Annotated in this window: 23 protein-coding genes, 1 tRNA gene and 1 pseudogene; 19 read left to right on the forward strand and 6 right to left on the reverse strand. The window is 38.3% G+C overall.

All coding sequences use genetic code 11. The features are described from left to right. The first annotated feature begins 66 nt into the window (after positions 1-66). Positions 67-657, forward strand: a complete 591-nt coding sequence (locus HZR21_RS01380) for a type IV toxin-antitoxin system AbiEi family antitoxin domain-containing protein (protein WP_219605544.1) — start codon at positions 67-69, stop codon at positions 655-657. After that, positions 654-1,499 (forward strand): nucleotidyl transferase AbiEii/AbiGii toxin family protein, encoded by an 846-nt coding sequence (locus HZR21_RS01385; RefSeq protein WP_180745749.1) that lies wholly within the window; start codon positions 654-656, stop codon positions 1,497-1,499. Before HZR21_RS01380 ends, HZR21_RS01385 begins: the two co-directional genes overlap by 4 nt. A 116-nt stretch (positions 1,500-1,615) precedes the next feature. On the opposite strand, the gene HZR21_RS01390 is transcribed toward HZR21_RS01385, so the two are convergent. After that, positions 1,616-2,155, reverse strand: coding sequence for an SLOG family protein (locus HZR21_RS01390; RefSeq protein WP_003138882.1), 540 nt, complete (start codon positions 2,153-2,155; stop codon positions 1,616-1,618). A 297-nt stretch (positions 2,156-2,452) separates the two neighbouring features. Here HZR21_RS01390 and recU point away from each other — a divergent pair, with 297 nt between their 5' ends. The 3 genes from recU to HZR21_RS01405 all read left to right on the forward strand — a co-directional run bounded on the left by recU (position 2,453) and on the right by HZR21_RS01405 (position 5,192). Further along, on the forward strand, positions 2,453-3,052 hold the full coding sequence (recU, locus tag HZR21_RS01395) for a Holliday junction resolvase RecU (protein ID WP_180745751.1): 600 nt from the start codon (positions 2,453-2,455) through the stop codon (positions 3,050-3,052). 22 nt (positions 3,053-3,074) lie between these two features. Beyond that, a complete protein-coding gene (locus HZR21_RS01400; protein WP_180745753.1) occupies positions 3,075-5,045 on the forward strand; it encodes a PBP1A family penicillin-binding protein in 1,971 nt (656 codons plus the stop codon). Between the two features lie 76 nt (positions 5,046-5,121). Continuing rightward, positions 5,122-5,192: transfer RNA gene (locus tag HZR21_RS01405), tRNA-Cys, on the forward strand. A 126-nt stretch (positions 5,193-5,318) separates the two neighbouring features. Here the strand turns inward: HZR21_RS01405 and HZR21_RS01410 are convergent. The 3 genes from HZR21_RS01410 to HZR21_RS01420 all read right to left on the reverse strand — a co-directional run bounded on the left by HZR21_RS01410 (position 5,319) and on the right by HZR21_RS01420 (position 7,359). Beyond that, positions 5,319-5,981: a site-specific integrase gene (locus HZR21_RS01410; RefSeq protein WP_180745755.1), complete on the reverse strand. Its 663-nt coding sequence runs from the start codon at positions 5,979-5,981 to the stop codon at positions 5,319-5,321. A 65-nt stretch (positions 5,982-6,046) separates the two neighbouring features. Further along, positions 6,047-6,442 carry a helix-turn-helix domain-containing protein gene (locus HZR21_RS01415; RefSeq protein WP_246307767.1) on the reverse strand — a complete coding sequence of 132 codons (396 nt, stop codon included), beginning with the start codon at positions 6,440-6,442 and terminating at the stop codon, positions 6,047-6,049. Positions 6,443-6,831: 389 nt separating this feature from the next. Then, a complete protein-coding gene (locus tag HZR21_RS01420; protein WP_246307768.1) occupies positions 6,832-7,359 on the reverse strand; it encodes a TIGR02391 family protein in 528 nt (175 codons plus the stop codon). Positions 7,360-7,586: 227 nt separating this feature from the next. Between HZR21_RS01420 and HZR21_RS01425 the strand changes: the two genes are divergently transcribed. The 7 genes from HZR21_RS01425 to nusB all read left to right on the forward strand — a co-directional run bounded on the left by HZR21_RS01425 (position 7,587) and on the right by nusB (position 14,360). Further along, entirely contained in the window at positions 7,587-8,012 is a 426-nt protein-coding gene (locus tag HZR21_RS01425; RefSeq protein ID WP_180745756.1) for an NUDIX hydrolase, read from the forward strand. A gap of 222 nt (positions 8,013-8,234) precedes the next feature. Further along, positions 8,235-8,927, forward strand: a complete 693-nt coding sequence (locus tag HZR21_RS01430) for an alpha/beta fold hydrolase (RefSeq protein WP_180745758.1) — start codon at positions 8,235-8,237, stop codon at positions 8,925-8,927. A gap of 46 nt (positions 8,928-8,973) precedes the next feature. Further along, complete coding sequence (gene mprF / locus HZR21_RS01435; protein WP_180745760.1) at positions 8,974-11,496, forward strand: bifunctional lysylphosphatidylglycerol flippase/synthetase MprF; 2,523 nt, start codon at positions 8,974-8,976, stop codon at positions 11,494-11,496. After that, positions 11,489-12,547, forward strand: a complete 1,059-nt coding sequence (locus HZR21_RS01440; RefSeq protein ID WP_180745762.1) for a M24 family metallopeptidase — start codon at positions 11,489-11,491, stop codon at positions 12,545-12,547. The genes mprF and HZR21_RS01440 overlap by 8 nt, the downstream gene beginning before the upstream one ends. A gap of 144 nt (positions 12,548-12,691) precedes the next feature. Then, complete coding sequence (efp, locus tag HZR21_RS01445; RefSeq protein ID WP_003138870.1) at positions 12,692-13,249, forward strand: elongation factor P; 558 nt, start codon at positions 12,692-12,694, stop codon at positions 13,247-13,249. Between the two features lie 93 nt (positions 13,250-13,342). After that, positions 13,343-13,753 (forward strand): Asp23/Gls24 family envelope stress response protein, encoded by a 411-nt coding sequence (locus tag HZR21_RS01450; RefSeq protein WP_180745860.1) that lies wholly within the window; start codon positions 13,343-13,345, stop codon positions 13,751-13,753. After that, positions 13,743-14,360, forward strand: a complete 618-nt coding sequence (gene nusB / locus HZR21_RS01455) for a transcription antitermination factor NusB (protein WP_180745764.1) — start codon at positions 13,743-13,745, stop codon at positions 14,358-14,360. The genes HZR21_RS01450 and nusB overlap by 11 nt, the downstream gene beginning before the upstream one ends. Positions 14,361-14,435: 75 nt before the next feature. On the opposite strand, the gene HZR21_RS01460 is transcribed toward nusB, so the two are convergent. Together HZR21_RS01460 and HZR21_RS01465 are read right to left on the reverse strand one after the other, a co-directional pair. Then, positions 14,436-15,320 carry a cation diffusion facilitator family transporter gene (locus tag HZR21_RS01460; RefSeq protein WP_180745766.1) on the reverse strand — a complete coding sequence of 295 codons (885 nt, stop codon included), beginning with the start codon at positions 15,318-15,320 and terminating at the stop codon, positions 14,436-14,438. Beyond that, positions 15,289-15,627, reverse strand: coding sequence for an ArsR/SmtB family transcription factor (locus HZR21_RS01465; RefSeq protein WP_180745768.1), 339 nt, complete (start codon positions 15,625-15,627; stop codon positions 15,289-15,291). The genes HZR21_RS01460 and HZR21_RS01465 overlap by 32 nt, the downstream gene beginning before the upstream one ends. 160 nt (positions 15,628-15,787) lie before the next feature. Between HZR21_RS01465 and manA the strand changes: the two genes are divergently transcribed. From manA to glgA, 7 genes and pseudogenes are all read left to right on the forward strand, one after another. Then, the gene (gene manA / locus HZR21_RS01470) at positions 15,788-16,732 is read left to right on the forward strand and encodes a mannose-6-phosphate isomerase, class I (protein ID WP_180745770.1); all 945 of its coding nucleotides are present in this window, start codon (positions 15,788-15,790) and stop codon (positions 16,730-16,732) included. A 2-nt stretch (positions 16,733-16,734) separates the two neighbouring features. Next, positions 16,735-18,369: a glycoside hydrolase family 13 protein gene (locus HZR21_RS01475; RefSeq protein WP_180745772.1), complete on the forward strand. Its 1,635-nt coding sequence runs from the start codon at positions 16,735-16,737 to the stop codon at positions 18,367-18,369. Positions 18,370-18,701: 332 nt separating this feature from the next. Continuing rightward, positions 18,702-20,541: pseudogene (gene glgB, locus HZR21_RS11675) on the forward strand (1,4-alpha-glucan branching protein GlgB); the annotation flags it as partial. Between the two features lie 123 nt (positions 20,542-20,664). Next, positions 20,665-20,844 (forward strand): transposase, encoded by a 180-nt coding sequence (locus HZR21_RS11680; RefSeq protein ID WP_246307773.1) that lies wholly within the window; start codon positions 20,665-20,667, stop codon positions 20,842-20,844. A 105-nt stretch (positions 20,845-20,949) separates the two neighbouring features. Next, positions 20,950-22,095 (forward strand): glucose-1-phosphate adenylyltransferase, encoded by a 1,146-nt coding sequence (locus HZR21_RS01485; protein WP_180745774.1) that lies wholly within the window; start codon positions 20,950-20,952, stop codon positions 22,093-22,095. Further along, the gene (glgD, locus tag HZR21_RS01490; protein WP_180745776.1) at positions 22,082-23,230 is read left to right on the forward strand and encodes a glucose-1-phosphate adenylyltransferase subunit GlgD; all 1,149 of its coding nucleotides are present in this window, start codon (positions 22,082-22,084) and stop codon (positions 23,228-23,230) included. The genes HZR21_RS01485 and glgD overlap by 14 nt, the downstream gene beginning before the upstream one ends. Beyond that, positions 23,227-24,666 (forward strand): glycogen synthase GlgA, encoded by a 1,440-nt coding sequence (glgA, locus tag HZR21_RS01495; RefSeq protein ID WP_180745778.1) that lies wholly within the window; start codon positions 23,227-23,229, stop codon positions 24,664-24,666. The genes glgD and glgA overlap by 4 nt, the downstream gene beginning before the upstream one ends. Positions 24,667-24,721: the final 55 nt, after the last annotated feature.

Raw genomic sequence — 24,721 nt, forward strand, 5'->3', positions numbered from 1 at the left:
AAAATAATATGCTAACATAGTGTTAAAACGTTAGCTTATTATCTTGGGATTGAGGAGAGATAAATGATGAAAAAACAAGCTGTCATCTACGAGTTACTTCAGGAAAATAATGGTTTTGTCACACTTAATCAAGTCAAAGAGTCAGGTGTGAGTTATTATACGGTGAAGAAAATGATTGGGGAGGGCAAGTTAGAAAAAGATGAACCGGGTCTATATCGCTTACCAAAAGTATACATAGATGAGTATTATTCTATACAGCACCGATATCCTAAGGGAGTTTACTCACTTGAAACTGCCCTTTGGTTACATGGCTTATCGCTGACAATTCCCTTTGAGCCTATGATGAGTTTTCCATATGGTACAAATACAAAATTAATAAAAGAATATGGTATTAAACCAATTATTCTCAGATCAAACTATGATGAAGGGATAGTTGAAGTAATGCCTATTAAGGGGCAAGCTGTTAATGTTTACTCAGTTGAGCGCACACTTGCAGAATGTTTAAGATCTATTTATAAAATTGATGTCCAAATTATCGCGCCAGCATTTAAAATGTATGCGCGACAAAATAAAATTAATTATTCTCAACTATTTAAATATGCCAAACTGTTTAAAGTAGAGCGCAAGATCCAATCCTACTTGGAGGTATTAGATTGAACTATACAAATGCTAACAGTTTTAAAGCTAAAATAAAAAAGATTGCCAAAGAAAAAAATATACCAGCCCAACAAGTTCAGCAAATTTATTTAATTGAACAAGTACTACGTCGAATTGCAAATAGTGACTATAAAGATAATTTTATTGTCAAATGTGGTTATTTGATTAGCAATGTCATAGGTATTGATAAACGAACGACAATGGATTTAGATGTTACACTAAAAGACACTAAATTGAGAAAAGAGAATTTGTTAAATATCTTCGAAAATGTGTTGCATCATGATACTGAGGGAGGATTTCAGTTTCAAGTCATATCACTTGCATCAATTCGAAAGGATGATGATTATGGTGGTTTTGAAGTTAAAATAAATGCAAACTTTGATATGTTACGTGAGGTGGTATTTATTGATATTACGACGCGTGACAAAATAACACCTCATGAAATACATTTTTCAATAAAATCAGTATTTGATGATGATGAAATTAATATTCTTTCATATAATTTGGAAACAGTTCTTGCGGAAAAGCTTGAAGCCGTTATAAGTCGTGGTGAAGGATCGACTAGGCCACGTGATCGTTTTGATTTATATACTATCTGGCAATTTAGACAGGAAGAAATTAATCTGGCAGTATTGAAAGAAGCAATAAATAATACAGTAATAAAGAGAAAAACTCAAAATGCCTATAGTAATTGGATATCTCAGGTTGAATTGATTCGTTCGTCTGATTATCAAAGGCAACTCTGGGAAAAATATCAGCAGAGTTTTAAATACGCCAGAGAGATCAGTTTTGAAGCATCTGTTGATATTATTAAAGTAATGATGAGTAGTCTGCAAGCATAAATTATAGATCAAAATTTTATGATTACTGTTTATACATTTTGGGGTATAAAAGGCCTCACCTTGAGATAAAAAAACTTGTCCACCATTTTTTAGCAGTGGGCAAGTTTTTTTTGATATTAATCTTGATTCATCTCATCTGCCATTTCATCAGCAATATCTTGCAAGGCATCAAATCGTAACATGCGGACGGGGAAATTGTCTGCTTGATTTAATTGCGCGACTAAATACTTCAATTTGGTTTCATTTTCTTCATCGTAAAACACAAATGCACCATTAGCGTTGCTGATTAAAAAGTGATGATACTCTCGAAATTGACCAGCGTTTTGATAGTCATCGTAGGCATATTGAACAAAGTCAACTTGCTTAAACAAGGCTAATTTGGCTTGGTTACCCTCATTCCAATTTTGACCATGTGTTTTAAAAGGGAAAATGGTCGCAAATTTAAAATCGTAATCTTCTTTCATCTCATTAGCCACTTCAAGTACCCAGTATTCAAAACCTAAGTTGCCACCAAAAATCAACCATTCTAGACCATCTGCAGCAAAAGATTCCAAATTTTTGCGAACCGCTCTCTTAATCACAGTTAATTTCATATCTTTTTCGTCAAAAATTCCTAAGTCAAAGGCATTATAGCCAACGATGAGCAATGTTTTCATGTTTTTAAAGTATCCGTTTCTAAATTGTGCTATGATTCATTATAACGCAATATATGCCAACACCTACCGAAAAAAATTTTGATAGCAAAATTGATATATCGTCAGTAGATAATCGATGTAAACGCTATATTTAGTGGTTAATACGGCAATATGCTTGTATATTCTACTATAATACTGTAAACTAATTATAACTGTATTTTATTAAAAGCGGGTAAGAAAGTCCTCTTGTGTTAGTCATTAAGAGGTTAAACCTAGCGAAACAATAGCAGTTAGAGTTAAAGTATTGAAGGGGAAGTCATGGTCAAATATCCTGGTGGTATTGCGATTGCACGTAAACAGCAAATTAAACAACTTAAAACAGTTAAATTTGGCAAGCGCGGGATGAATTTTGAAGCTGAAATCAATGCCACAAATGAGTATTATTTAATGCATGGTTTGGCAGTGATTCATAAGAAACCAACGCCGGTTCAGATTGTTAAAGTGGATTATCCTAAACGAAGTCGCGCTAAGATTACAGAAGCTTATTTTCGTCAAGCCTCAACAACCGATTATTCGGGTGTTTATCAGGGACGTTATCTGGATTTCGAGGCTAAAGAAACACAGAATAAAACGAGTTTTCCGCTTAAAAATTTTCATGAACATCAAATTGTTCACATGGAAAATGTCTTAAAGCAAGAGGGGATCGTCTTTGTCTTGCTCCACTTTTCTGCCCTATCAAGGACTTTCTTGCTTAAAGCAAGCGACTTAATCCCATTTTTTAAAGAAAAAGAAGGTCAAAAATCGATTGCACTAGCATTCATCGAAACAAAAGGGTATGAACTTCCAACTAACCAATTACCTAGCATACCTTATCTCGACTGCATCCAAAAAATTATAGGAGGTGACTCACATTTCTAACCTACGAAAAAGTAAACGAAAAATGAATTTACGTGTCATAAGAGTTGTCAAATGGTGTCTCATCTCAGTTTTCATGCTCATTATCATCGGTTTTGCAGCTGGTGTTGGTCTTTTTGTTTATTATGCTAAAGATGCGCCAAAATTGGAAGAGTCTAAGTTGCAATCTAAACCGTCATCGGTTATTTACGATAAAGATGGCCAGGTTCTAGTCGATTTGGGGATTGAAAAACGTGAATTAGCTGACACAAAGGATATTCCATTGGAGTTGGTTGATGCCGTAACTTCAATCGAGGATCATCGCTTTTTCCAGCACCGTGGTGTTGATCCGATTCGGATTATATCATCGGTTATTCATAACACGCAAAATGACAGCATGCAAGGTGGTTCGACCTTGACTCAGCAGCTGATTAAGCTCTCTTTCTTCTCGACTAAAGCCAAAGATGCGACGATTAAACGTAAAGCGCAAGAAGCTTGGATGGCGGTGAACCTTGAGCGCCAGAACACTAAAGAAGAGATCATCACCTACTACATTAACAAAACATACTTAGGTAATGGTTACTACGGGATGTTGACTGCGGCTAAGAGTTATTTTGGCAAAGACCTCAAGTCTCTGGATTTGGCGCAAATTGCGCTGCTTGCTGGCATGCCACAGGCACCCAATTCTTACGATCCTTATGCCCATCCGGAAGCAGCAAAAGAACGTCGTGATATGGTGCTACGTGCCATGTACCGCTACAAAAAGATTTCGAAAAAACAAATGGATCAAGCCATTGCTGAACCTATCACGGAAGGTTTACAAGCGCCGTCAACTAGCAAATCGATTCCAAGTTATCTTGATAACTACATCAAACAAGTTATTTTAGAAGTAGAAGATAAAACTGGTTTGGATGTTAACAAAGCAGGTCTTAAAATTTATACACCATTGGATAATGCGGCGCAACAGAGACTTTGGGATATCTTCAATACAGATCAATATGTGAATTTCCCAGATGATCTTTTCCAAGTTGCATCAACAATAGTTGATGTTAATTCTGGCGCTGTCATTGCGCAGCTTGGTGGTCGTAAACAACCGACTGATGTGACATTTGGCTTGAACCAAGCCGTTGAGACAAACCGAGATTGGGGTTCAACTATGAAACCCCCAACAGATTATGCGCCTGCTTTTGAATATGGCGTCTATAAATCAACAGGTGATATCATTGGTGATACTTGGTATCTTTATCCAGGTACCAATATACCAGTCTATGACTGGGATAAGCAATATCAAGGCAATATTACAGTTCGTAAAGCAGTTTGGGGCTCAAGAAATATCCCAGCGGTCAAAACATTAGCATCTGTCGGCCTTGATAAGTCACAAGCCTTTCTTGAAACTTTAGGCATCAAATATCCAAATATGCAATATTCAAATGCCATTTCAAGTAATAACAATGGTGAAGGCGGAAAATTTGGCGCAAGTTCAGAAAAAATGGCTGCTGCCTATGCAGCGTTTAGCGCAGGCGGAATTTATACGACACCTTACTATGTCACTAAAATTGTTGATGCAGAAGGAAAAGAAACGACCATGAAACCTGAGCGGAAGCGTGCGATGAAAGCATCGACAGCTTATGTGATGACAGACATTCTCAAAGGAGTTATTACAAACGGTACGATGACTAACGGGGTTATTCCTGGTCTCAATCAGGCTGGTAAAACCGGAACATCAAACTATGATGATACCCAGTATGACCAAGCGATGGAAAATATAGATGGCCCTTATGATGGCAGCTCACTTGCACCAGATGAAAACTTCGTCGGCTATACACCTCATTATTCAATGGCGGTGTGGTCAGGGTATGATAATCGAATGACACCAGTCTGGGGATCGAAACTCTACCTAGCACTTGATGTTTATCGTGAAATGATGACCTATCTGGCCTCAACGACCGATAATACTGATTGGACCATGCCTGAAGGTGTCCAAAAAAATGGTAATGAGTTAACGATCACCAACTAAATACAAAAAATGATACGGAATTAACCATTCCTATCTTGACAAAACCTACTATTCTATTATATAATGGAATGGTTGTGGCGGTATAGCCAAGTGGTAAGGCACGGCTCTGCAAAAGCTTGATCGTCGGTTCAAATCCGTCTACCGCCTTTTTTATAACTTTTAACAAGTTCATATAAACACAAAAACCGCTATATTAAGCGGTTTTTACATACTTATAAATCATACAAAATCATACAAAGTATAAATTTTTAGGTCTAAATTAGGTCAAACAGGTCACAGTTTATCAAATATGCCATTTATCAGTTTAAAGTTTTTATTTTCGAGTTTTTCAAGCTGATGCGCATATACTTTTAAAGTGATGTTGAGATTTTCATGACCTAAAATTTTTGATATGGAAATTAGGTCAATACCTTTTAAAATTAAAAATGATGCATAAGTGTGTCTTAAAGAGTGAGGATGTACATTTTTGCCTGTCAATCTTTTGAGAGTCTTATTACATGCTGCGTTGGACACTCCAAAAATAATCCGATTGTATTCGTTATATTCCCAAAAGTTTCTTTGGTAATCTTTCAAAACTTCTAAAGTCTTACTTGATACTGGTATTTTTCTTTTTGATGATTCGTTTTTAGTGTCTGCCCAGTCATTAGTTATCGAGTAATTCCAAGTTTTGTTAATAGAGATGATATTATCGTCCCAGTCGATATCGTCCCATGTTAGCCCTAGAGCTTCGGCAAAGCGTAAACCAGTGACTGCAATTAGGTATAAAGTAAAATAGCTCTTATATTTGATGTTGCTTTCGGTTTCGTTAATAAGAGAAAGATATTCATCTTCTTGTAGATATTTGTCATCAACAGGTCGTGGTGCTTTTTGTGATTTTGCCTTTACAAAATCTGCGAAGTTTTCATCTATTATTTTCTCATGCACTGCTATCTTCATAGCTGATTTTATATGGTAGTGGAAGTTTTCTATTGTTTCTTGCGAATATTTCTTGCCGAATTTATTTAACACTTTTCTTGAACGTTATAAGGAAATAATTGAATTAAATTTTCTTTATTTTGTTCTTCCAATTCTGACTGGGCATAACTAACTACTTTGTCTTGACGGTTAGTTTCTAGCTTAGAAAAAACATTATCAAGAATTTGTTTAGTAGTAGATTGTTTTTCTTTAATAGGATTGTATTCTTCTACTAAGTCAGATTTATCTACGCCAAAGTACCTAGCCATAAGTTCTATCTTGTCAATGCGAGGATAAGTTTTAGCATTTACCCAATCCAATACAGTAGTGTATTTGAAATCCATTTCAGTAGAGAAGTCTTTTACATTAAGTCCTCTCTGTGCTAAATGTCTTTTTATATTATTAGACATTATTCGTTTATTGCCTAAATCTTTAGTTTTCATACTTACTATTTTACGGTTAAACCGTCAATTTGTCAATATAATACGGTTAAAAATAAAAAAAACCTTGATTTTGTAAAATTTATGATTGACAGCACGGTTTAACCGTGTTATAATTAACTCATATCAAACAAAACAACTCGAACGGTGCTAGTACGACGGACTGGAAAGCTAAATTCAGGAGTATGATGTTTGGTAAATAAAAAAAGCCCGTGGGGGGGCTAAGGGGATATATGATTAGAAACAATTATGAGGACACTATTTTTGCAATAGCTAATAAATTAAACTCAAAATTAGATAATACTCTAGATAATAGCGATAACATCAATATGTCATTAGATAAAGATACAATTGAACTCGCTAAATTAACTACTGAATTTAATAATTTGGTTTTAAAGATCATTGATGGAAACACAACGGTCAAGGAGTTCGTGAGCGAGAGAAACAGAAATTAATCCTCTCATAGCATCTTTAAGAGATAGCTTGTCATAAATTTTAGGGATATGAGCTTGATGATTTCTGTAGAGATAGAGGCAAGTTTTTATAGAGCTGATCAATCCGTAATACTGATTTTTTTCATCTTGATTTGATAAATTATTACCTTTTATAAATATTTTAGGTTGAAAAAGTTTTTTATCGATATTGAAAGCTTTGTCAATTAAAGGGTATCCATCTAGATTTAAACCAGATAATTCTCTTATTCTATCAAATAATCCCTTGCAAGCTTCAAATACGGCATGAAAGTAATCTTCATTCAGAAGCTCTTCAGTACAATATTTCGTTACATTATCGTGTAAATTCAATGTACCTATCTCTTCTTTGAGAGATTTTAAACGATTCTGTGCTTCCGTAAAAGTTTGAGCAACTTTTGTTTTATGAACACGTCCATCATCTTTAAGTTCATAACCTTTGAATATCAATGTTGAGTTTACGTTGTTTAGCAGGTTGCTCCAAGAATCTTGTCGGTTAATATATCTGTGTGGTTTAGATACATATACCTCCTTTCGAATTTAATTATACCAAAAATTTAAGGAGAATACGTCAGTTTAAATAACAAAAAAAGTTTAAGGATTGATCCAAATAAAAATATTTATAATTTTATTATATCGAAAAGATAAGAAAAGATAAGAAACGAAAAGGATAAAAAATGACTGTCAAACTCATCGTCCATGCTTTGATTCAAAAAGAGAACAAATATCTACTGTTTCAAGGAATTGCAATTAAAAGAGGTCAAAAAAATATCTATCCCCATTTTTGGGATATTCCTGGTGGTAGCGTAGAAGCGGGTGAAACGCCCCAAGAAGCGGCGCGACGAGAGACCCTAGAAGAAGTAGGCTTAGAGATTACTTTGGGTCAGATTATCCATGAAGATAGTCAGTATGATGTTGGTAAAGCAACAGTTTTTACAAGGTTAGTTGATGCGGCTAGGATATCAGAGAATGAGCCGGTAGAGGTTGTGCTTGATCCCCAAGAGCATCAGAGCTATCGCTGGATGTCTGAACTTGACGCACTAAAAGATGAAAAAATCGTACCGTATTTGATGTCGCTAGTGCCATGGTATGCAAAAACTTAGAGTGTCGTAGGAGGATAAGTAAGATGTAGGTTGAAACGATTATTTAGGGATGTGTGGTATAATGAAGATAATGCAAAACATTATCAAAAACTTATCCATTGCTTTTTAAATGTGTTTATGATGAGGGTTATGCCACAGTCTATCTGTAACATTTCCAGTAAAAAAGTGTAAAATATAGGTATGAAACGTTTAATCACACTATTAATTGTAGGAGTAAGTCTGATGGCAATACGAGTTAAAGCCGATACCTTAACATCAGTCTATATCAAAACCCATGATGGCGAGAAAATACATTATGTTCGAAAAGGAACAGGAACACCGCTGATTTTATTGCATGGTAATGGCCAGAGCGCCAAGTATTTCAAGCCGCAGATGGACTTGCCTTTTGACACGATTGCGATAGATTCTAGAAATCATGGCAAATCAAGCAGTTCACAGCAATTAAATTTTGAAATGATGGCGCAAGATGTCTTAGAAGTCATGGATCAGCTTAAAATACAGAAAGCTGACATTTTAGGCTTTTCTGATGGTGCTAATCTCGCCATGGTTTTTGCCAAAGATCATCCTGATCGAGTTAACAAATTAGTTTTAAATTCAGGGAATTTATCTCTGTCAGATATGCATTTTTTCTCTAGACTGACATCTATTTTGCAAAATATTTTCTTTAATACACCAGTCTCAGAATTGCTGATTAAAGATGTCGGTGTCACAACGGCTGATCTTAACAAGTTTAAAATGCCAGTTCTCGTGATTGCAGGTCAATATGATTTGATTAAGCTATCATCTTCTAGAAAAATTGCGGAAGCTTGTCACGGTCAATTTATAGAGATACCGGATGCTTTTCATAAGGTATCTCAATCTCGTCCTAAAACTTTTAATGAAGTTGTCACGAAATTTTTGCAAGCCTCATCCTAATCTCTCATCCCTCACCTCTTAATTTCAAAAGTAGAAAGAGACCAGAATGGTTCAGTTTTTTAAGAAAAATCAAAAGTATTTTAAACTCATTTTTGTGATTGCAGTTGCTTTCATCGCACTGACCCAAATCACTGGCCTACTCAAACAAGTCCAACCCGATAAAATTAGCCTGATTTTTGATCGGCTTAATTTATTTGACATCATGTTGGTTATCCTAACGGGGATCATCAGCGTTGTGCCTATGCTCAATTATGACCGTGTACTCAATCAATTAATTGGTACAGATTATCCCCTGCCTAAGCTTATCAGAATGTCTTGGTTAATCAATACGCTAAATAATATCGCAGGTTTTGGCGGTGCTGTTTCTGTTGGATTGAGAAGTCATTATTACGGTAAAAACGTCAAAGAAAAGCTACATGCCAACATTTCAAAAGTGTTTTTCTTTGCTCTTTCAGGCCTCTCATTATATGGTTTAATCGGTTTTATTTTAGTTCAGACGGGACAGGTTGACGAATTTCTAGGCCAATATACTATCTGGCTCGTAGGCGCTGCAGTTTATTTTGTTCTCGTTTTGCTTTTTACCCGAAAAAATCTAGGCGGTCTCAAAAAACGCCTTCAAGCTGAGTTGCTACTGACTAGTTTCCTTGAGTGGAGCGGCGTCATGCTCACCTTCATCGTCATCGGGCATGTTCTAGATGTCAAAATTTCAGTAGCTAGCTTAATTGTCCTCATCACAGCAAGCTCAGTTATTGGTATCTTATCCATGATTCCAGGCGGCCTCGGGTCTTTCGACGTCATGATGATGTTAGGACTACTACATCTCGGTGTACCACGCGAAATCGTTCTTGTCTGGCTCTTGCTCTACCGTCTAGCCTACTATCTCTTGCCACTTGCACTTGGACTTATTTCTTGGGTCATGACGACAGGACGCCAATTTGATGCCCGCTTTAGCGGGATTCCAATAAATTTGAGTCGCGAGATTCTGCACAAAGTCGTGACATTTATGACAGCAGTAACCGGTGGCTTTCTTGTTTTGACAGCGACAGTACCTGAAGCCTTCCTAGAACTGCGATGGTTACGCCAAATCTCGCCTTGGAATGCGAACTTAATCGCTGAGTCGCCAAAAATCATTCTCGGCTTTCTGCTCATAATTACGAGTCGTGCCGTTAAAAATCGTGTCTCTCGCGCTTATATTCCGACCCTTGTGATTGAATTATTAACCGTTGTTTACATCTTCTTAGATGACTTTTCATGGTATTCTATTGTCTTATTGACGGTATTATTATTACTGACCATTTTTATCAAAAGTGAATTATACCGAGAACAACTGGTTTTAAGTTATGAGACGATTATTTTTGACAGTTTCTTTGTCATTGTTCTCATGATACTTTATATCGTTGTCGGTACCATGTCACGACCTGACTATCATCTCCACCATAAAGTCAATGAGTTTCTCCTCTTTCCTTCTGAAAAAATGTGGGCGAGTGGCTTGCTTGCTATCTTCATTGTGGCAGCAGTTTGGATACTTTACATGCGCTATTTACAAGGCAAGTTTCAAAAGATTGGAACAGAATTGGATGAAACAGTTGCGCTCGACATTTTGACGACCTATGGGGGTAACACCCAAAGTCAACTTCTTTTTATGGGTGATAAGCGGATGTGGGTCTATGACAATCGTTTAGTCATTCAATTTGCAATTCGTCAGGACAAGATTTTAGTCATGGGGACACCGTCAGGAGACCATACTTGTTTGTTAGAAGCTTTGACAGCCTTTATTCAAGAATCCGACCGCTTAGGTTATCGCCCTGTCTTTTATGAAATTGATAAAAAGACAACCTTGATACTACATGAATTAGGCTATCATTTTATTAAGCAAGGTGAAGAAGGTCATGTTAATCTGACTGATTTTACCCTGACAGGTTCGAAAAATAAAAGTAAACGCCAAGCCGTCAATCAAGTTGAAAAAGCTGGCTTTGAATTGGAAATGATTGCGCAAGACGACTTGACCCCAGAACTCTTTGTGAGACTGAAAGAAATTTCTGATGAGTGGTTGGATGGCAGACGCGAAAAAGTCTTTTCTCTAGGCTATTTTGATGAGGCTTATCTTTCGAAAGCACCAATTGCGGTTGTACGCTCAGAAGATGACATTGTTGCCTTTGCCAATATCATGCCGACTTATACCAAAGATTTCATTACCATTGATTTGATGCGACATACCGCAGATGCACCAAGAGGGGTTATGGATTTCTTATTTATTAAACTATTTGAGTATTTTCAAGCTGAAGGTATCGCTAAATTTGATTTAGGGATGACACCACTTGCTAATGTTGGGACAGCTCGAAGTGCTTTTGTATCAGAGAGAATTGCTAATTTGATTTATCAATTTGGAGATTCACTTTACAATTTTGAAGGCTTACGCAACTACAAGAAAAAATATGTGACATCTTGGGAGTCGAGATATACAGCTTACTCGCATAGTTCCAACATCGCTTTCGTCATGTTAGCACTATTGCTCCAAGATAATCAAACGATTAAATCATCATCAAATAAAGGAGATAAAAATGCCTAAACTATCAAGTGTTAGAATGCGGATGCAATCTGAAAATTTGGATGCGATTATCATCACAAATTTGAAAAATATTTATTATTTGAGTGGTTTCTGGGGGACTGCTGGCACGATTTTAGTGACGCAAAGGGCTCAGTATTTGCTGACAGATTCACGTTATAGTATTGCGGCGCGCGAGGTTGCAGTAGATTTTGAGATTGTTGAAACACGGGAAGCATTTGTTGAGATTGCTAAACTGCTAAAAAAAGAAGGGATTTCACAAGTTGGCTTTGAGGACGGTGTGACCTATGCTGAGTTTCAAGCCATGCAACATCAGCTTGCTGGATTGACGCTCCATGCGACGACAAGTTTCGTAGAAACGCAAAGACAAATTAAGAGTCCTAGCGAAATCGCTACGATTAAAAAGGCTTGTGCGATTTCAGACCAAGCTTTTAATGACTTGCTGAAATATGTAGAGCCTGGGAAGACAGAAATTGAGATCGCAAACTTTTTAGATTTTAAAATGCGCGACCTTGGTGCATCCGGGATTAGTTTTGATACGATTGTTGCATCGGGTAAGCGAAGTGCTCTGCCACATGGTCGTGCAACGCATAAGCCGATTGAATTTGGAGATACTGTAACAGTTGATTTTGGTTGCTATTACGATCATTATGCGAGTGATATGACGCGGACTTTCTTTGTCGGTGAGGTGAGTCCGAAAATGCAAGAAATTTATCATGTCGTGCAACAAGCGCAACAAGCTGTAACCGATATTAGTGCACCAGGGTTGACTTACGGTGATTATGACCGTGCAGCGCGTGATATTATTGAGGCTGCAGGCTACGGTGAAGCCTTTTCGCATGGTATCGGTCACGGACTAGGGCTTGATGTTCATGAAATACCTTATTTTCCAAAGACATCTCAAGAACGCTTGGTAGAGCATATGGTTATCACAAATGAACCTGGTATTTATCTCGAAAATATTGGTGGTGTCAGAATCGAAGATGATTTACTGATTACAAGCCAAGGTGTTGAAGTGCTGACTCAAGCGCCAAAAGAGCTAATTATCCTCTAAATCCACCGAAATGGTTATAAATCTAGCGAAATAGTTCTAAATATGTTAAAATGGAGAGAACCTGTAGGGTACCCTTAAAAATGTTGTTGATGATTTTAAAGGTACCCTATCAATATGCAAAAAATGAAAGTGAGAACATAGAAAATGGTAGCAGCAAACGAACTCAAGGCGGGCATGACTTTTGAAACTGACGGCAAACTTTTGCGCGTCTTAGAAGCAAGTCACCACAAACCTGGTAAAGGGAATACGATTATGCGTATGAAACTTCGTGATGTCCGGACTGGTTCGACTTTTGATACGTCTTATCGTCCAGAAGAAAAATTTGATCAAGCGATTATTGAAACACACAATGCGCAATACCTCTATCAAATGGATGATACAGCTTATTTCATGGATAATGAAACTTATGACCAATATGAAATTCCAGTAGCAAGTGTTGCAGACGAATTGAAATTTATCCTTGAAAACGAAGAAGTGAAAATCCAATTCTTTGGCTCAGAGGTGATTGGTGTTCAAGTACCAACAACTGTTGTTTTGACAGTAACTGAAACACAACCGTCTATTAAAGGCGCAACTGTAACAGGTTCTGGTAAACCAGCTACGATGGAGACAGGTCTCGTTGTTAATGTTCCTGACTTTATCGAAGTGGGTCAAAAACTTGAAATTAATACCGAGACAGGTGCTTACTTGAAACGTGCTTAATCACATTCGTGATGAAGTTCACTGGTGATGAATAGTCTCTCCGAAACCATTCGTCACCGCACCACCTATGTCCTTAAGAAACGGGGAAAAATTATGACAGATACAAATAAAATTACAAATGCCGAAGCACTCGGCGAAATCGTCATTGCACCACAAGTTGTTGAAACAATTGTTGCAGTTGCGGTAGCAAAAATTGATGGTGTCTATGGTCTACGCAATAAAAGTTTTGCAGACCGTATTGGCAAAAAAGCAGATGGTCGTGGTGTATATGTCCACCAAGAAGATGACAAAGTTGTTGTAGATATTTATGTTTACTTGACTTATGGTGTTTCTGTGCCAAATGTTGCCATGGAAATGCAACGTGTTGTCAAAGACAATGTTCTTGATATGAGTGATATCGTCATTGACGAAGTCAATATTCACGTAGCTGGTGTTGTACCTGAAAAAACACCAAAACCAGATTTCAAAGAACTCTTTGATGAGGACTTTTTGGATGTCGACTAAGCCATTAAGCCAGCATGAAATTCGCATTCGTGCTGTGCAAGCCCTATATCAACTTGAAATGACACCAGACGAAACTGTGGAAGATGCGATGGTTTTTGCCTTGACGAATGACGATAGACTGTCAAGTCAAGAATTGGTTGATGAACCCCCAGTCGTTGTTAAGCCTAAACACAAAGGGCCAGGCACTGTTTACTCTTTTACACCCAACCGTGAAGGTGGCGTGACCAAGCAAGCCTTGGGAGCAGACAATGCTGACGTTAATCCAGAGCCAACTGTTGTTATTCCGGCTGCTGCCTATATTTTGACAGACCGGTTTGATGATGTTCATAAACCAAATTTAGAATTTATGATGGCTTTAGTTTACGGGGTTCGTGCTAAGAAAACAGAACTTGACGATAAGATTACGACTTATTTAGCGAAAAATTGGTCTGTAAAACGTCTATCACCTATTAATCGTGTGATTTTAAGATTAGGTGCTTTTGAGATTTTGTTTGCTGAAACACCACGTATCGTGGCAATTAACGAAGCAATTGAACTTGCCAAAGCTTTCAACGATGAAAAAGATGCTAAGTTTATCAATGCTATTTTAACTAAAATCGGTGAATAATTAGCCGACATCACATGATCAAAAAATCCCTGAACAGTTCAAATACTGCTCAGGGATTTTTTTAATCTCTTCAAGTTAGTTTTCTTTGTGTGCTTGATGTTCCTGTATATTCTCGTCTACTTCAATAGCAGAGTAGGCAACGTCATGTTTTTCTAAGATTGTTCGGGCTGCTGATTTGGCGAGGGCTTGGTCGGTTATGGTGATGGTCATATGTAACATCGCCGCGTGTTTTTCACCGTCAATTGACCAAATACAAAGTTCAGTTGTTTTATCAATTTCTGGTGCGCTTTCTAATTCAGCTACCAAGGCTGCATAGTTAACCGTTTCAGGCGCCGCCTCCATTAAAATTCGCAACGTACCAATAAATTTAGGAATGGCCTTGGTCAAGATAAAGATTGAAATTGATAGGGATAGAAGTGGATCTAGCCAATACCAAGGTTTGAAATGCATGACAATAGACAAAATTAGTACAGCAATCCAACCGAGGACATCCTCTAACATGTGGAGGTTAAGGATACTTTCATTGCGAGATTGTCCTCTCGTCATCAAATAAGCCCCGTAACCATTGGCAATAACGGCGATAACAGCAAGCCAGAACATTCCTGTCGTTTGAACAGGTGTCGGATGTAGCAGCCGAGGAATCGCCTCTAAGATAACAAGTGTAGAGCCGATAAGCAGGATGACACTAGTAATCAAGGCACCAAGCAAGGAAAAGCGACGATAGCCTAAGGTGTAGGAATGATTCGATTTCTTACGCGAGACTTTCTCGAAAAACCAGGCAAAACCGACTGCAATCGCATCACCCGAATCGTGGACGGCATCAGAGAGAATGGCGACAGAGCCGAACATGGCGCCGAAAATAAATTCAAGAATAGCGAAAACGATGTTTAAAACAAAAACAATCGTGATGCGTTTGCCAGATTCCGCGTTAGGCGTCGTATGATGATGTTTGTGAGTCATGGATGTGGTCGCTTTCTAATTCTTGCGCATGGGCAATGGAGAGTTTGAGAAGTTGTAGGATGTGGCTATCGCCAATTTGATAATTGATGGCTTTGCCATTTCTGGCTTGAGTAACGAGCTGATGGGCTTTGAGTATCTTGAGTTGATGGGAGACGGCAGATTGTTCTAAGCCGATAGCCTCAGAAATTTGAGAGACGTTTTGTTGTCCCTCAGATAAGAGTAGTAAGATTTTAACGCGAGAAGGATTGGCTAAAATCTTGTGAATATGGACAATTTCTGTAAGGACTTCATTTGAAATGTTTTTCATATGAATATTTTATCATATGTTTTTAGAGAAAGCAAGTCCATAGTGTGTAAAAGCTGGATCAGAATAATTTGCATCAATTCCCTATTTTTTAGGGATATTTGGTAAAATATAAATAGAGCGTTTTCAAAAAAATAATAGTAAGTATAGAAAGAAGTGACACATGACAGAACCATTATTTCTTCAATCAGTTTTTCAGGAAAAAATTTGGGGTGGCGATCATCTCAAATCTTTTGGATATGACTTGCCGACAGATAAAATCGGGGAATATTGGGCGATTTCTGCTCATCCTAATGGTTTATCAACGATAAAAAATGGTGAATTTGCCGGTCAAACCTTAGATGTACTTTACAAAAATCATCGGGATTTATTTGGAAATTCTCAAAAAGAAGTGTTTCCACTCTTAACCAAAATTTTGGATGCTAATGATTGGCTCAGTGTTCAGGTTCATCCAGATGATACCTATGGTTTAGCGCATGAAGGTGAGTTAGGAAAAACAGAGTGTTGGTACATTATCGCGGCGGAGCCTGATGCTGAAATCATCTATGGTCACCATGCCAAAAATAAGGCGGAATTACGCGCTATGATTGAGGCAGGAGATTGGGATCGCTTATTAACGAAAGTAAAAGTTAAGGCTGGTGATTTCTTCTATGTACCAAGTGGTACTATGCATGCCATTGGTAAGGGGATTTTGATTTTAGAAACACAACAATCATCAGATACGACCTATCGTGTCTATGATTTTGATAGGGAAGATGACCAGGGTAATTTGCGTGAACTGCATATTGACAAATCAATTGATGTGTTGAATTACGGTGCACCTGCCAATACAACACCTGTCGTGATAGAGTCACCAAATTTTGTTAAGACTTCCTATGTCTCTAACGACTTCTTTACAGTTGAAAAATGGGAGATTTCAGGCCCTGTATCTATTGCCAAAACGGCACCTTACACCCTGTGTTCAGTTTTGGAGGGACAAGGCAGTTTACATGTTGCAGGGGTAAGTTATCCAGTTAAAAAAGGTAATCACTTCATTTTGACAAGTGATATTTTGGATTGGCAATTCGATGGCCAATTGTGCATCATTGCCAGCCACGATGGGGAATAAGTATGGCTAAAATCACCTACAATTCATGGCTACAAGAACATAAAAGACCATTTGGTGCTGTTCTTGTTGGCACAACGATTGAGTTTGATCTGATGATTCAAACCAATCATCAAGTTACGGTTAATATCGTTTTACAATTTGAAAATGGCTTTAAATCTTATGAAAAAATGACGGCTATTTCTGACGGTATTTTTCGTATGACCCTATCTAATTTGACAGAGATTGGTTATTATAACTATTATTTTCAAATTACAGAGTTTGACGATACGCATGAATACCGGTATTTTTATGGGGCTACCGAAATTGGAGGTGGACCAGGTACAACTTATGTAAATGAAATATCAGTTATACCTTACACACAAACGATTTTTTTGAAACGTGAAGAGGCGCCAGACTGGTATCGGCAAGCGATTTTCTATCAGATTTTCCCAGACTCATTTGCTAGGAAAGGTCATTTAGAGAATCCCAAAGATAATATCTTTTTCTACGGTAAAGAAACAGACCCTCCCTACTATATTAGAGAAGGTAATGGTGATATTACACATTGGACTTATTATGGTGGCAATATAGCGGGCATTATTGATAAGATACCCTACCTCAAATTGCTGGGAGTCACGTCGCTTTATTTCAATCCAATTTTTGAGGCAAGAAGTTCTCATCGCTATGATACCAGTGATTACATGAAAATCGATCCTGTTTTAGGCACTGAGGCTGACTTTAAACAGTTAGTTGACACCTTACACCAGCATGATATGCGGCTTATTTTAGATGGCGTCTTTTCACATGTCGGTAGAAATTCAAAATATTTTGATTTTGACGGCAAGTCTGGCGGTCAAGGCGCTTATCAAACGACGCAATCTCCTTACTTTGATTGGTTTACATTTAATCAATATCCAGATGATTATAAGTCTTGGTGGGGGATTAAAGATTTACCAACCATTGATAAAACGAAAGAGAGTTTTCAGCAGTATATCTATGGTGAAAGCGATAGCGTGCTCAGTAAATGGAATGGTCTGGGGATTGACGGTTGGCGACTAGATGTCGCAGATGAGTTACCAGATGATTTTATCAAAGGCATTCGGGATACACTTGAAAATTATCCTGAGCAAGTTTTAATCGGTGAAGTTTGGGAAGATGCATCACGTAAAATTGCTTATGAGCAACATCGTAAATATATTTATGGTGATGCCTTGCATGCAGCGATGAACTACCCTTTTCGAGATATTATTATCGGGCTTGTGACAAGCGAGATGTCACCTGAGACGGCTGCGAGAAAACTCATGCAGTTGTCGGAAAACTACCCAGCAGATGTCTTTTTAAACAATTTTAACAACATTGGCACACATGATACTGAGCGAATTTTAACGCGTTTAGGTGAAAACCTAACAAAACTTGATCTAGCAGTTGGCTTGTTAATGATTTTGCCAGGTGTTCCAACCATATATTATGGGGATGAGGCTGGCCTAATCGGTCATAAAGACCCTGAAAATCGAGCTTTCTTCCCTTGGAAAAATGTCAATGAATCAACAAGCAAAATTTATCAAAAATGGATTAAAATTAGACAATCTGCCCCAGTTTTGATAACTGGAAATCTATCATTGTTCTATTCTGATAGAATTTTCGGACTTATTAGATAAGACGCTAATGATACAGCAATCTTCATCTTTAATATATCAAACCAAGGAATTATGGTTGATTTAAGTAACATGACCTTTTTAAGCGAGGAAGTTGATTGTTCACCGTTCTTTTTAGGAGCATTTGAAAGTATCTATAAATTTAAATAACTAAATGTAAGACTATCTGAAAAGATAGTCTTTTCTCATTTTTTACGGTATTCTTTGCTATTACAATAGTAATATGATAATATAAAATATATAAATAAGAAATAAATTATGATAAAGGGATGTTTATGGGATAAACATTAGCAGATGAGGCGCTAAGAACGTTCACGACGGGGGAAAACTTCCATGTGCAACACTATTTAGGGTGTCATCAAACAGAAAATGGCCGTGTTTTTCGAGTCTGGGCACCGCATGCGCAACAGGTGCAATTGATTGGAGACATGACTGATTGGCGAGAGCATCCTGTGCCAATGTCACGTAACGAAAAAGGCGTTTGGGAAGTGACACTACCTGATACACAAGCTAGTCTAGGTGTTTACTACAAGTATCTGGTGACACGCGCATCAGGACAAGTGATTGAAAAAATGGATCCTTACGCAATTCGTTTTGGCGAGCGACCGGATACGGCTGCACAAATCTATGATGTCAGCCCTAAAGAATGGCAAGATGGTGATTGGCTGACTGCGCGTCGCAAGCGCAACATGTTCAGTGCACCACTGAATATCTATGAAGTTCATGCGGGGTCTTGGCAACGTCATGAAGACGGTAGACTTTATACCTTCTCAGATTTGACTGCAACTTTGATTCCCTATGTCAAATCACTCGGTTATACGCATATTGAGTTTATGCCCCTCATGACGCATCCCCTGGGCATGAGCTGGGGCTACCAGTTAACTGGATATTTTGCTTTAGAGCATACCTATGGTACACCAGAAGAGTTTCAAGATTTTGTCGAGGCAGCGCATTTGGCGGGACTAGGCGTTATCGTAGACTGGGTGCCGGGACATTTCTCACAAAATGATGATGCACTTGCCTATTTTGATGGGACACCTACTTATGAGTATCAAGATGGTAATCGCGCTCGTAATGTTGGTTGGCAAGAACTAAATTTTGATGTGTCTAAACCACAAGTTCAATCTTTCTTAATCTCATCACTTAAATTTTGGATTGACTTCTATCATATTGATGGCGTTCGAATTGATGCGGTGTCTAACATGCTCTATCTTGATTACGATCAAGGTCCTTGGACGCCAAATCCAGATGGTTCTAATACCAATCATGATGGTGTAGAATTTTTTAAAAAATTAACGAGTGTGATTAAACTTGCACATCCAGATGTTATCATGGCAGCAGAAGAAGCCAGTAGTCAAATCAAGATTACTGGGATGCTTGAAATGGGCGGCCTAGGTTTTGATTTCAAATGGAACATGGGCTGGATGAACGACGTCTTGAGATTTTATCAGATGGACCCACTTTATCGTGGTCAACACTTTAGTCTGCTGACCTTTAGTTTCATGTATATGATGGATGAAAATTTCATTTTACCCTTCTCACATGATGAAGTCGTTCATGGTAAAAAAATCCCTCATGCATAAGATGTGGGGCGACCGCTATCAACAGTTTTCAGGTTTGAGAAACTTGTTAGCCTACCAAATTTGTCATCCGGGTAAAAATCTCTTGTTTATGGGACAAGAGTTCGGGCAGTTTCTTGAATGGAAATATGATTGGCAGTTAGAATGGGCCGTCTCTGATGAGATGAACGACCAGATGCAAGCCTTCACGACAGCTCTTGCGCATTTTTATCAGGCATCGCCTCAGTTATTTGAACTAGACCATGATTACGCAGGGTTCGAAGTAATTGACGCTGATAATACTGCGCAGAGTGTCCTGAGTTTCATTCGGAAAGATGCGTCAGGCAATCAGTTGATTTGTGTCTTTAATATGGCACCGATTGAACGTTCAAACTTTACCATTGGGGTCCCGTTTGCGGGAACCTACACTGAGGTGCTAAATTCAGAAATGGCTGAATTTGGCGGTTCGTGGTTAGCACACAATGCTGATACAGCGACACAAAAAGGTCAGTGGAAGGATTATCAAAACACGCTGAGCTTTACATTGCCGGCGCTTGGTGCAGTGATTTGGACGCTATCGAAAGCCGATGGTGCAGCTAAAACTAAGGCAAAAAAGTCAACTAAATCAACTAAGAATGTGACTAAATCAAGTCGTAAAACGACTAGTCATGCTATTGCGTCAGAGGACGTGAAACAACTCACTCAGGTAGAGTGGGAATCACTGGCTGAGTATTTCCCAATGGGGAGCCGCTCCAAATATGAGAAGCGTGACTTGGTCAACGCTGCTCTGTATATTCAGCAGACTGGAACGGTCTGGGCTAAACTACCTGAAAATTATCCACCATATGGTAGTGTGTATGCCTTTTACAAACGGTCTTTGAAAAACGGCAGTTGGCAACATGTGTTGGATGTACTTTAAAAAACAACTCTAAAAATTAAGCCTATCTGGCAGGACATGATGATTTATCAACAGGCGTCATGATATTGCCTTGATATAAATTGTATATGGAAAAAAGGAGAAAGTATGAGAGAAGAAATGCTTGCGCTAATTTTAGCAGGGGGGCAAGGCACGCGTTTAGGTGCTCTAACTTCAACTGTTGCTAAACCAGCAGTTCAATTTGGTGGCCGTTATCGGATTATTGATTTTGCGCTTTCAAACTGTGTCAATTCAGGCATTAAAAATGTCGGTGTGATTACGCAGTATGAACCGCTTGAACTCAATGCTCATGTTGGAAATGGCTCAGCTTGGGGCCTTGATGGTATTGACAGTGGCGTGACGATTTTGCAGCCGTATTCGGCAACGGAAGGCAATAAATGGTTCGAAGGAACCAGTCATGCTATTTATCAAAACATTGGCTACATTGACAAACTAGATCCTGAGTATGTCTTGATCTTGTCAGGTGACCATATCTACAAAATGGACTATGACGACATGTTACATGCGCATAAGGACAGCCGGGCTAATTTGACCGTGGCTGTTATGGACGTGCCATTAGAAGAAGCTAGTCGTTTTGGTATCATGAATACGGATACATCTAATCGTATCGTTGAATTTGAAGAAAAACCAGAGGTTCCTAAATCAACAAAAGCCTCTATGGGGATTTACATTTTCAACTGGAAAGAATTGCGTCAAATTCTACAAAGTGGCGAAAAAAATCAAATTGACATGTCTGACTTTGGTAAAAATGTCATTCCAACTTACTTGGAAGCCGGAGAACGTGTCTATGCTTACGAATTTTCAGGCTATTGGAAAGACGTTGGTACAATTGAATCTTTGCATGAAGCCAACATGGAGTATATTTCACCAGATAACGAATTAGATAGCCGTGACCGTAGCTGGAAAATTTATTCTCATAATGAAATTGCACCGCCTAACTTTATCAGTGAGACAGCAAAAGTCCGAGATTCTCTCGTTGTCGACGGTGCTATTGTTTCAGGTTCAGTGAAACATTCGATTATCTCAACGGATGTGCATATCCATGAGACAGCCGAAGTAGAGGATTCGTTTATCATGACGAATTGTATCATTGAGCCAGGCGCAGTTGTCAAAAACGCCATTATTGGTGAAGGTAGCCGAATCGGTACTAATGTTAAAATCATTGGTACGAAGAAAGAAATCGGAGTTGTAGGGTATAAAGAAAAAGTGAGGGTAGAAGATGAAGATCGGTAAATATTGTGCTATTTTAGGAAATGCACTAGGAACACATAAACTAGACCAATTAGTGAATTCACGACCACTTGCCACATTACCATTTGATGGTAAATATCGCTTGATCGATTTTCAACTTTCTAACTTGGTTAATGCAGGAATTACTAATATTTGTGGGGTTTTCTCACAAAAAAATGTCCCGTCTGTTTTAGACCACATTAGAACAGGTCGTGAGTGGGGACTTAACTCACTTTTGAACCATTTCTTCGTAGGTTTCTATAGTAACGATGATATTGGTGAAACCGTTACGGATCAGACCTATTACCCACAACTTTTGACTTTCTTGCGTCGGTCACACAGTATTTACACCGTTTTCTCAACAGCTGATGTTCTCTGTAATATCAACTTAGAGCAGTTGATTCATGTGCACGAGGTCAATCAACGGACGATGAGTGTTGTCTATAAAAAAATGCCGAAAGAACAGATGAGTTCAGTTAACAGCGTTCTTGATCTGGATGAAACAGATACAGTATCAGATGTGAAAGACTATGATGCAAGCCGCTATGGTGAAGATGATTTAATTGCAATGTCAACAGGAATTTATATCATCAATACCGACTTCTTGATTAGTCTGATGGAAGTTGAGCAGTACGAAGCAGCACCACGTAAATTACGTTTTCTCTTGTTGAATAAACTTGTGGAACTTGGCGCACTTGGTTATGAATATGCGGGTTACATGAAAAATATTCATGATGTGAAGTCGTATTATGATGCGAACATGGATATGCTAGATCCTCAGAAATTCACGTCATTGTTGCATGCAACGCAAAAAGTTTATACGAAAGTAAAAAATGAAGAGGCAACTTATTTTGCCAATTCGTCTGAGATTTTTAACTCACAATTTGCCTCTGGCTCAGTCATTGAGGGACGTGTTGAAAATTCTATCATTTCTCGCCGTTGTCATCTTGACAAAGAAGCATCTATCAAGGATTCTATCATCTTCCCTAATGTCAAAATTGGTGCGGGTGCTCGTGTGGCATATGCCATTTTGGATAAAGAAGTTGAGATTGCACCAGGTATTCAAGTCATTGGTACAAAAGAAAAGCCAATCATTATTGAAAAATTTGGTCGTGTGACAGAGGATAGAATCTTATGAAGATATTATTAGTGGCTGCAGAGGCTGCACCGTTTATTAAAACGGGTGGCTTGGGTGATGTTATTGGTGCCTTACCTAAATCATTAAAGCAAGATGCGACAACTGAAACGCGAGTTATCTTGCCTTACTATAAAAAGATTGCTGAGAAATACGGTGCACAAACTGAGGATGTCTTTTGGACATTTATCGACGTTGGTTGGCGTCATCAATATGTCGGGATTAAAAAAATAGAATTTGAGGGGACTATTTTCTATTTTGTTGACAATGTGGATTATTTTGGTGGCCGTGACGAAGTTTATGGTTATGATGATGATGGTGAACGGTTTGCCTTCTTCCAACTTGCTGTTGCAGAAGTTATAGAGCGCTTGGATTATGTGCCAGATATTCTTCATGTCAATGACTACCATACTGCTTTACTGCCTTTCCTGATTAAGGAAAAGTATAAGTGGATTCAAGCCTTCTCTCAGATTAAAACTGTCTTAACCATTCATAATATTGAATTTCAAGGTTATTTCGATCCGAATATGCTGCCTGATTTATTTGGTATGGGAACAGAGCGCTACGATGATGGAACTGTTCGTTTGGCGGATTGTTTCAACTGGTTAAAAACGGGGATTCTCTACGCAGACCGTGTGACCACTGTATCCCCCACTTATGCTGAGGAGATTAAGACGCCTGAGTTTGGTAAAGGTTTAGAGGTTATTTTGCGCATGGAATCAGGCAAGTTAACCGGCTTGATTAATGGGATTGATACAGCACTTTATGATCCAATGACAGATCCTAATCTTGCAGTACCATTTAATGCAGCAGATTTATCTGGTAAATATACCAATAAACAAATCCTTCAAGAACGTCTAGGCTTACCCGTTAGAAATGATGTGCCTGTAATTGGTATCGTCAGTCGATTGACCTATCAAAAAGGGTTTAATCTTGTAGTTGATGAGATGATTCATATTTTGCAACGCGATGTGCAAGTTGTCTTATTAGGTACAGGTGATCCAAAATTTGAACATGATTTTGCTTACTTTGGTCAAGCTTATCCGGATAAATTCTCGGCTAATATCACTTTTAACTTAGAATTAGCACAGATGATTTATGCTGGTAGTGATCTCTTCTTAATGCCTTCAGCCTTTGAGCCATGTGGTTTATCGCAAATGATGAGTATGCGCTATGGTACATTGCCTTTGGTACATGAAACAGGTGGTTTGAAAGATACTGTTCTACCTTATAATGAATTTGATGGTAGCGGTACAGGCTTTAGTTTTCATGAGTTTTCCGGCTACCAATTGGTGCAGACACTCTTTTATGCCTTAGATGTTTACTTTAATCATCCAACTGCTTGGTCAAGCTTACAAAAAAATGCCATGATAGCTGATTTTTCTTGGGATACGGCAAGTCTTGCCTATCTTGAGCTCTATAAATCATTACTGAACTAAGGTCGCTCTAAAATACTCGAAATTAGAAAATTTAGAGAGAACCTTGCCCTAAAAG

Source organism: Pseudolactococcus laudensis, assembly GCF_013449735.1.
GTDB lineage: Bacteria > Bacillota > Bacilli > Lactobacillales > Streptococcaceae > Pseudolactococcus > Pseudolactococcus laudensis.

Excerpts from the sequence above, each read along its gene's own strand:
- HZR21_RS01380 (WP_219605544.1), top strand. The coding sequence starts at position 67 with ATGAAAAAACAAGCTGTCATCTACGAGTTACTTCAGGAAAATAATGGT.
- HZR21_RS01390 (WP_003138882.1), bottom strand. The coding sequence starts at position 2,155 with ATGAAAACATTGCTCATCGTTGGCTATAATGCCTTTGACTTAGGAATT.
- recU (WP_180745751.1), top strand. The coding sequence starts at position 2,453 with ATGGTCAAATATCCTGGTGGTATTGCGATTGCACGTAAACAGCAAATT.
- HZR21_RS01400 (WP_180745753.1), top strand. The coding sequence starts at position 3,075 with ATGAATTTACGTGTCATAAGAGTTGTCAAATGGTGTCTCATCTCAGTT.
- HZR21_RS01410 (WP_180745755.1), bottom strand. The coding sequence starts at position 5,981 with ATGAAGATAGCAGTGCATGAGAAAATAATAGATGAAAACTTCGCAGAT.
- HZR21_RS01415 (WP_246307767.1), bottom strand. The coding sequence starts at position 6,442 with ATGAAAACTAAAGATTTAGGCAATAAACGAATAATGTCTAATAATATA.
- HZR21_RS01425 (WP_180745756.1), top strand. The coding sequence starts at position 7,587 with ATGACTGTCAAACTCATCGTCCATGCTTTGATTCAAAAAGAGAACAAA.
- HZR21_RS01430 (WP_180745758.1), top strand. The coding sequence starts at position 8,235 with ATGGCAATACGAGTTAAAGCCGATACCTTAACATCAGTCTATATCAAA.
- mprF (WP_180745760.1), top strand. The coding sequence starts at position 8,974 with ATGGTTCAGTTTTTTAAGAAAAATCAAAAGTATTTTAAACTCATTTTT.
- HZR21_RS01440 (WP_180745762.1), top strand. The coding sequence starts at position 11,489 with ATGCCTAAACTATCAAGTGTTAGAATGCGGATGCAATCTGAAAATTTG.
- efp (WP_003138870.1), top strand. The coding sequence starts at position 12,692 with ATGGTAGCAGCAAACGAACTCAAGGCGGGCATGACTTTTGAAACTGAC.
- HZR21_RS01450 (WP_180745860.1), top strand. The coding sequence starts at position 13,343 with ATGACAGATACAAATAAAATTACAAATGCCGAAGCACTCGGCGAAATC.
- nusB (WP_180745764.1), top strand. The coding sequence starts at position 13,743 with ATGTCGACTAAGCCATTAAGCCAGCATGAAATTCGCATTCGTGCTGTG.
- HZR21_RS01460 (WP_180745766.1), bottom strand. The coding sequence starts at position 15,320 with ATGACTCACAAACATCATCATACGACGCCTAACGCGGAATCTGGCAAA.
- HZR21_RS01465 (WP_180745768.1), bottom strand. The coding sequence starts at position 15,627 with ATGAAAAACATTTCAAATGAAGTCCTTACAGAAATTGTCCATATTCAC.
- manA (WP_180745770.1), top strand. The coding sequence starts at position 15,788 with ATGACAGAACCATTATTTCTTCAATCAGTTTTTCAGGAAAAAATTTGG.
- HZR21_RS01475 (WP_180745772.1), top strand. The coding sequence starts at position 16,735 with ATGGCTAAAATCACCTACAATTCATGGCTACAAGAACATAAAAGACCA.
- HZR21_RS11680 (WP_246307773.1), top strand. The coding sequence starts at position 20,665 with ATGGGGAGCCGCTCCAAATATGAGAAGCGTGACTTGGTCAACGCTGCT.
- HZR21_RS01485 (WP_180745774.1), top strand. The coding sequence starts at position 20,950 with ATGAGAGAAGAAATGCTTGCGCTAATTTTAGCAGGGGGGCAAGGCACG.
- glgD (WP_180745776.1), top strand. The coding sequence starts at position 22,082 with ATGAAGATCGGTAAATATTGTGCTATTTTAGGAAATGCACTAGGAACA.
- glgA (WP_180745778.1), top strand. The coding sequence starts at position 23,227 with ATGAAGATATTATTAGTGGCTGCAGAGGCTGCACCGTTTATTAAAACG.